Genomic DNA, 6,441 nt, shown 5'->3' on the forward strand with positions numbered 1-6,441 from the left:
TCATCCCTTGTCGAGCGCAGCAGCATGTGCTTCATGCCACGGGTGCTACGCTGCCAATGGCGAGGAGCGGAGGGTAAGCATGAGCGAGAAACCCAGGCGTCGCTGGCGGTGGGTCGTGGTATCGGGTGCGGTGGCGTCGGGGCTTGTGCTGGCGGCGTGGCTGGTGCTGTGGTGGCTCACGCCGGCCCCCGTGTCGGGACAACTGGTCGAGTACCACAGTGATGCGCCGGTGGCCGGCGCCACCGTGACCCTGAGTCGCCACGGCTGGGGACTGAGCGGCCCGGATCGCCAACTGATCTGGGACAAGCGCTATTCGGCAACCGCTACAACCGACGACGACGGGCGCTTTCGGGTACCCATGCCCGGACCGGCATGGCTGCTTGCCAGCGGCTCTGGCCAGTTGCGGGTCGAGGCGGAGGGATTCCACTCCCTTGACGCCGGCTACGTGCCGCCCGGAGCGGAGTTGCGCCTGCAGACGGTGGCCAACCGCGACGAGCGCCTGCCCGGCGGCACAGCCTATCTGGGGTGGGACGAGGCGGGCGACCCCTTCGGCTGGTCCTTCATCGACCACGCCCCGGTTCGCGACACGGCACGGGCCGATCTCAATCCCGTGGCCATGCGGCGCGAGCCCTTCGCGGTCACCCTGGCCGTCGCCGAGGGTGGCGGGATGTCCTTCGTCTCGGCCGAGGCGCAGGGGATCGCCCACGCCTCCTGGGACTACCTGCTGCGCTATCTGGATGCTTCCCCCGAGCCGCCTGCCGCAGGCCGGCTGACGCTGGATGAGACTCCCGGCACGCTCTTCCTGCGCACCGCGCAGGATCGCCACGCCAAGCTCGCCTGGGAGCCGGGCGAGGTGACCGCGATGTCGGGCTCCGTGCCGGGGCTGGATGCCTCCAGCGAACGGCTGCTTTCGCTGCGCTTCGTCTACCGCCCCGGGCCGGGCCGAGACCTGCCGTTCCAGCCGCCTCTGGCCCGGGTCGAGCCGCTGCGCGCCTCGGTGCTGGCGCAGCTTCCCGAAGCTGGGGTGGCTGATCAGGGGCCGCGCCGTTATCGGCTGGTGGTTACGGATGCCGAGGGCCGGGAGCTGGAGCGGCAGCATTTCGAGCTCGCCCCGGGCGAGCCGCGGGACGTGGCGAGCTGCGCCGAGGAGGCGCCCCTGACGTGGCGCTTCAAGGACGTGCGACTGGACCATGACGACGAGGGCCTGCCGCGCCTTCAGCTGAGCGTGGATGGCAGGACCTTCGTCCACCACACGGGCCCCCGGCTGGTCGGCGTCGATCGGGATACCGTCTTCGTGGTGATGGCCTTCGATGCGGCCTATCGGCGCCATGATCTCGAGGTCAGGGTACGGGAGGTGAATGAGGCGTCAGCCGCGCTCGGCTGCGCCCCATGATTCGACCCGGTTCCGGCCCAGCGCCTTGGCCCGGTAGAGCGCCTCGTCCACCCGCTGCGCCAGCGACCGGGAATCCTCGCCGGACGCCAGTTGCGCCACGCCGAAGCTGGCGGTGACGCCGCCAAGCCCTTCGAAGCGGTGGTCGGCGATCGCTCGGCGCAGCTTCTCGGCCACCTTGCCGGCCGCCTCCAGGCCGGTCTCCGGCAGCAGCACCATGAACTCCTCGCCGCCCCAGCGGCCGTGGAGGTCGGTATCGCGAAGGCTGTCACCCACCAGGCCGGCGACTGTCTTCAGCACGTCGTCGCCGGCGTTATGGCCGAAGCGGTCGTTGATGCGCTTGAAGTGGTCGAGGTCGTACATGATCAGCGACAGCGGCGAGGCGTAGCGGCTGGCACGCGCCATTTCCTTCTCCAGCAGTCGGGCGAACTCCTGGCGGTTGAGGATGCCGGTGAGGCCGTCGGTGATGGCCATGGTGGTGACGCGCTCCTCGGCCCGCTTGCGCTGGGTGATGTCCAGCAGGATGCCGGTCCAGAGGATGCCGCCGTCGGGGTCCTGCTGGGGCGTCGAGCGGCATTCGATCCAGCGGATCGAGCCGTCGGCGTGGCGGGCGCGGAACTCCACATGGACGTTTTCCATGGTGGCGGCACTTTGCCGGGTCTGGGCTTCGACGAGATCGGCGTCCTCGGGCAGGAGCCGCGACATGACCGGATCCGTCCCCGGCCCGGAAAATACGTCGAGGGGCAGGCCGCCGAGTGCGACGATGCCCTCGCTGAAGTAAGGGAAGCTGCGCGAGCCATCCGGCGCCATACGGTACTGGTAGAGCGCGCCCGGGACCTGGGAGGCGATGTCACGCAGCAGCGCCTCGCTCCGGCGCAGCCGCTCCTCGGTCGCCTTGCGTGCCGTGATGTCGCGCACGATGCAGAAGATCAGCTTGATGCCCTGATAGGTGGCGCCGTTGTTGCTGAGCTCCACGTCGATGAGGCTGCCATCCTTGCGGCGCTGCTGGGTCTCGAAGTGGGCCCCGTCACCGTCGACGCTATGCAGCATCGCCTCGATCTCGGGCTGGCTGAAGCGGGTGTCGAGGTCCCAGACATGCATCGACTCCAGCTCCTCGCGCGTGTAGTCGAGCATCTCGGCATAGCGCTGGTTGACCCGGTAGAGGCGGCCGTCGCGCCTGAGCACCACCATGCCATCCCAGGACGCCTCGAAGAGGGCGTTCCAGAGGATGGTTTCGTTCTTCCGGGATGATGGCATGGGCGGGTTCCGGATCCGCGGGGTGAGGGGGGGTGTCCCCTATCGATCGGCGCTGGCTCAGCCGCCGGCGCCAAGGGTCAGCCGCAGGGCCTGCAGGCTGTCGAGTTCCAGTCGGGTCTCCTCGGAGAACACCGGATGACCGATGACGCGGATGTCGAGGCTCGCCTCGGCGCCGCCATAGGTCACCTCGGCGGTGACACGGGTGTCGCTGGCCAGGGGCGCCATGGGCGCGAAGTCGACGCGCCGGACCTCCACGGCGGTGAGGCCGAGGTCGTCGAGGCGCTGGTCGAGGGCGCGCTTGATCTCCACGTCGTAGTAGAAGTAGAGCCCGCCATAGGCCAGGCCGGCCAGCGCGGCGAGAGTGACGATGAAGCGGACCATGACCGTCTCCTTGGTGACATTCCGGGTGGGGTTCCTTCGCGTCCGCGTTTATACCACAACCGCAGGATTATCGGGGTCGCCAGGCCCCTTCGCGGATCACCGGGCAGCCGGCTACCTCGCGGTTGTAGAGGTAGAGCCAGGCGGGGCCGAAGGCGGTGGCCTGGATGACGCGCTCGTAGTCGCCATGCTTCGGCGTCCGCACCCGGTAGTCCTCGAGCCGATCCAGCCCGGCCAGCAGCCGGGCGCTGACCTCGAAGACCTCCACCTCGATGCCCCGCGAGGCCTCGGGCTTGGCCGCGGGATAGGGCCCGAGATCGTAGAGGGTCGCCGAGGTGAGGCGGTCGGCCCCCAGAAAGTGGGCACCTTCCAGCCAGTGGTGGTTGCGCAGCCCGCGCTTCAGGGTGCCGTAGACGGCGACCAGGGGCGTGCGGGTGATGGCGAGGGCAGGAGTGTGCATGGCGGGCCGGCTCCGGAACGCTGTCATGTGCCTGTCGGGAGGATACCCCCGGCGCCTGGCTCGAGGCCATGACATGCCAGGCTTCCTTTATTCACGTTCAACGCCATTCCATGGCCGCCCTCGGCGAGACGCCCTGGGCCACGGCGGCGGCGTGCTGGGCCTCCAGGGCGCGCCGGAAGGCCTCGCGGCCCTGCAGGCGAGCCCAGTAGTCGCGCACGCTCGGCTTGAAGCGTTCGTCCAGCCCCAGGTGGCTGGCCAGCAGCAGCGCGTAGCCCACCGAGACGTCGGCGGCGGTGAAGCGCCCGGCGCAGAGCCAGCGCCGGGTCGCCAGCCGGGGTTCCAGGCTCCGTAGCCGGGAGAGGAACCAGCGGCTGTAGTCCTCCACCACCTGGGGCAGGCGGCGCTCCGGGGGTTCGAACCGGCCGTAGCGCAGCACCAGGGTCTGGGGGAAGGTCAGGGTCGCCTCGCCGAAGTGCAGGAAGTTGAGGTAGTCGCCGTAGGCGGGGTCCTGGCTGGCCACATCCAGGCCGGCCTGGGGGTGGCGGGCGGCCAGGTACTGGCAGATCGCCGCCGACTCGGTCATGCGTACCTCGTCGTCGATGAAGGCAGGCACCGTGCCCAGCGGGTTGATCGCCAGGAAGGCCTCGTCGTGCACCCGCGGCGGGAAGTCGTGCAGGATCAGCTCATAGGGCAACCCCAGCTCCTCGAGCATCCAGAGGGGGCGGAAGGAGCGGGCGCTGATGCAGTGATGCAGGCGGATCATGGGCTCTCCTGGCGTGATCGTGATCCCCGTCGGGGCAGGCGATGGGAAAAGGCTACTATGCTGCCCTCAGCCTGGGTAGGTCATCCGCTGCCAACCCGAGAGCTCCCCCGCTGGCCAGAGGAGTCCGCCATGCATCTCGCCGTTCTCACCGTGAAGATTGCCCTGCCGAGCTGCCGCTCGCTGAAGGAGAAGCGCCAGCGCATGGGCGGCCTGCACGAGCGCTTCGGACGCCAGCCATCGATCGCGGTCTGCGAGAGCGGCGACCTCGACCGCCACGATGCCAGCGAGTGGACCTTCGTGGTGGTGGGCATGTCATCGCGGGACGTGGCGTCGCTGTGCAGCGAGATCGAGGACAGGCTGCAGCGCACGGTCGACGGCCGGGTGCTGGAGGCCACCCGCGAGTTCCTGTGAGCCATAAGGGGCATTGCCAGCTGCCGGGGAACCTGCGGTAGCCTAGGGAGAGTCCTGACCAGTTGTGCAATGTCTACAGCCAGACCGGGAGGTCATCGCATGTCGCCACAATCCTGCCTGGGCATCCTGCTGCCCGACGACGGCCCGGATGACTACGAGTGGTACACCCTCGGCGACGGAGTGGCCGGGCTGCCGCGGATCCAGGTAGGCAAGGTGCAGAGCGACGGCCACCATGCGCCGGCGGCGCTGCTGGCGCTCGGCGAGGTGGAGCGGCTGGCGCTGGTGGGCCGGCGCCTGGTCGAGGAGGGCGGTGCCGAGGCGGTGGTATGGGCCTGCACCAGCGCCAGCTTCATCGGCGGGCTGGCGTGGGCCCGGGAGCAGAGTGAGGCCCTGTCGTCCCGGCTGGACGTGCCGGTCACCAGCACGGCGCTGGCCTTCCATGAGGCGCTGGCGGCCTTCGGCCATGCGCAGGTGGACCTGCTCAGCCCCTATCCGGACGACGTGAGCCTGCGGCTGGTGAGCTTCCTGCGGGAGGGGGGCGTGACCGTGGTCAACGACAAGGCACTGGACTGTCCCTATGCCGCCGATTCGCACCGCGCCGACCTTGGCGCGGAAGTGCGCCGCTTCTGCGCCCGCTATCCCGATGCCGTGCGGCCGCTGCTGGTGCCCGATACGGCGGTCAACTCGCTGTTCCTGCGCGAGGCCCTGAGCCGCGAGACCGGCCGCGAACTGCTGACCGCCAACCAGGTGACCCTGTGGGCCGGACTCAGGCAACTGGGCGCCGACCTGCCGGAGGGCCTGCTCGGCCCCCTCGCCGCACTCTGATCGCCTGAGGGTGCCGGGGCGGCGCATGCCGCCCCGGTGCGACGCCTGGGGTTAGCGGTTGTAGGGAATGGCCTGGCGCAGCCGCTGGCGCTGCTCGTCGGTGAGCAGGTCCTGCATCTGGTGATGCAGGCGCAGCTGGTCGGCCATCATCTCGCCCTGCAGCTCGGCCATGCGGGTATGCAGTGCCTGCACCTTCTCAGGGTCGGGGCGTTCCTGCTGCATCTGGGTGAACATCTCCTCGCGCAATTCCATCATGCGGTTCATGCGTTCGACCTGGGCGGGACGGTGCTCCTGCATCAGTTCCTGAGCGGCCTTGCGCTGCTCCTCGTCGAAGAGCTGATGCAGGCCACCCGGGCCGAAGCCCATCATGCCGGGTCCCATCTGACCCTGGCCTTGACCATAGCCCTGGCCCATCATCCCGGGACCCATCTGGCCCTGACCATACCCTTGGCCATAGCCCGGTCCCATCATCCCGGGACCCATCTGGCCCTGACCATACCCTTGGCCATAGCCCGGTCCCATCATTCCGGGACCCATCTGGCCCTGACCATACCCTTGGCCATAGCCCGGTCCCATCATCCCGGGACCCATCTGGCCCTGACCATACCCTTGGCCATAGCCCGGTCCCATCATCCCGGGACCCATCTGGCCCTGACCATACCCTTGGCCATAGCCCGGTCCCATCATCCCGGGACCCATCTGGCCCTGACCATACCCTTGGCCATAGCCCGGTCCCATCATTCCGGGACCCATCTGGCCCTGACCATACCCTTGGCCATAGCCCGGTCCCATCATCCCGGGACCCATCTGGCCCTGACCATACCCTTGGCCATAGCCCGGTCCCATCATCCCGGGACCCATCTGGCCCTGACCATACCCTTGGCCATAGCCCGGTCCCATCATCCCCGGACCCATCTGGCCCTGACCCTACCCTTGGCCATAGCCCGGTCCCATCAT

At 69.0% G+C, this 6,441-nt stretch carries 8 protein-coding genes; 3 read left to right on the top strand and 5 right to left on the bottom strand.

What is annotated here, in order from left to right:
- Nucleotides 1–79: 79 nt before the first annotated feature.
- Nucleotides 80–1,393, top strand: a complete 1,314-nt coding sequence (locus tag DFP85_RS10820; RefSeq protein ID WP_133636296.1) for a hypothetical protein — start codon at nt 80–82, stop codon at nt 1,391–1,393.
- On the opposite strand, the gene DFP85_RS10825 is transcribed toward DFP85_RS10820, so the two are convergent.
- From DFP85_RS10825 to DFP85_RS10840, 4 genes are all read right to left on the bottom strand, one after another.
- Nucleotides 1,367–2,647: a sensor domain-containing diguanylate cyclase gene (locus tag DFP85_RS10825; RefSeq protein ID WP_133636297.1), complete on the bottom strand. Its 1,281-nt coding sequence runs from the start codon at nt 2,645–2,647 to the stop codon at nt 1,367–1,369. The two genes, DFP85_RS10820 and DFP85_RS10825, sit on opposite strands and share 27 nt — an antisense overlap.
- A 57-nt stretch (nt 2,648–2,704) precedes the next feature.
- Nucleotides 2,705–3,028 carry a hypothetical protein gene (locus DFP85_RS10830; RefSeq protein WP_133636298.1) on the bottom strand — a complete coding sequence of 108 codons (324 nt, stop codon included), beginning with the start codon at nt 3,026–3,028 and terminating at the stop codon, nt 2,705–2,707.
- A gap of 67 nt (nt 3,029–3,095) precedes the next feature.
- The gene (locus DFP85_RS10835) at nt 3,096–3,485 is read right to left on the bottom strand and encodes a gamma-glutamylcyclotransferase family protein (RefSeq protein WP_133636299.1); all 390 of its coding nucleotides are present in this window, start codon (nt 3,483–3,485) and stop codon (nt 3,096–3,098) included.
- 97 nt (nt 3,486–3,582) lie between these two features.
- Nucleotides 3,583–4,248 (bottom strand): glutathione S-transferase family protein, encoded by a 666-nt coding sequence (locus DFP85_RS10840; protein ID WP_133636300.1) that lies wholly within the window; start codon nt 4,246–4,248, stop codon nt 3,583–3,585.
- A gap of 129 nt (nt 4,249–4,377) precedes the next feature.
- On the opposite strand from DFP85_RS10840, the gene DFP85_RS10845 reads away from it, so the two are divergent.
- Together DFP85_RS10845 and DFP85_RS10850 are read left to right on the top strand one after the other, a co-directional pair.
- On the top strand, nt 4,378–4,659 hold the full coding sequence (locus tag DFP85_RS10845; RefSeq protein WP_133636301.1) for a DUF503 domain-containing protein: 282 nt from the start codon (nt 4,378–4,380) through the stop codon (nt 4,657–4,659).
- A gap of 99 nt (nt 4,660–4,758) precedes the next feature.
- Complete coding sequence (locus DFP85_RS10850) at nt 4,759–5,484, top strand: aspartate racemase/maleate isomerase family protein (protein ID WP_133636302.1); 726 nt, start codon at nt 4,759–4,761, stop codon at nt 5,482–5,484.
- A gap of 51 nt (nt 5,485–5,535) precedes the next feature.
- On the opposite strand, the gene DFP85_RS18920 is transcribed toward DFP85_RS10850, so the two are convergent.
- Nucleotides 5,536–5,853, bottom strand: coding sequence for a Spy/CpxP family protein refolding chaperone (locus DFP85_RS18920; RefSeq protein WP_166644633.1), 318 nt, complete (start codon nt 5,851–5,853; stop codon nt 5,536–5,538).
- Nucleotides 5,854–6,441 lie beyond the last annotated feature (588 nt).

It is taken from the genome of Halomonas ventosae (genome assembly GCF_004363555.1).
In the GTDB taxonomy this organism is placed as follows: Bacteria; Pseudomonadota; Gammaproteobacteria; order Pseudomonadales; family Halomonadaceae; genus Halomonas; species Halomonas ventosae.

What these genes read in the sequence shown, in the direction of transcription:
- DFP85_RS10820 (WP_133636296.1), top strand. Translation starts at nt 80, where the DNA reads ATGAGCGAGAAACCCAGGCGTCGCTGGCGGTGGGTCGTGGTATCGGGT.
- DFP85_RS10825 (WP_133636297.1), bottom strand. Translation starts at nt 2,647, where the DNA reads ATGCCATCATCCCGGAAGAACGAAACCATCCTCTGGAACGCCCTCTTC.
- DFP85_RS10830 (WP_133636298.1), bottom strand. Translation starts at nt 3,028, where the DNA reads ATGGTCCGCTTCATCGTCACTCTCGCCGCGCTGGCCGGCCTGGCCTAT.
- DFP85_RS10835 (WP_133636299.1), bottom strand. Translation starts at nt 3,485, where the DNA reads ATGCACACTCCTGCCCTCGCCATCACCCGCACGCCCCTGGTCGCCGTC.
- DFP85_RS10840 (WP_133636300.1), bottom strand. Translation starts at nt 4,248, where the DNA reads ATGATCCGCCTGCATCACTGCATCAGCGCCCGCTCCTTCCGCCCCCTC.
- DFP85_RS10845 (WP_133636301.1), top strand. Translation starts at nt 4,378, where the DNA reads ATGCATCTCGCCGTTCTCACCGTGAAGATTGCCCTGCCGAGCTGCCGC.
- DFP85_RS10850 (WP_133636302.1), top strand. Translation starts at nt 4,759, where the DNA reads ATGTCGCCACAATCCTGCCTGGGCATCCTGCTGCCCGACGACGGCCCG.
- DFP85_RS18920 (WP_166644633.1), bottom strand. Translation starts at nt 5,853, where the DNA reads ATGATGGGCTTCGGCCCGGGTGGCCTGCATCAGCTCTTCGACGAGGAG.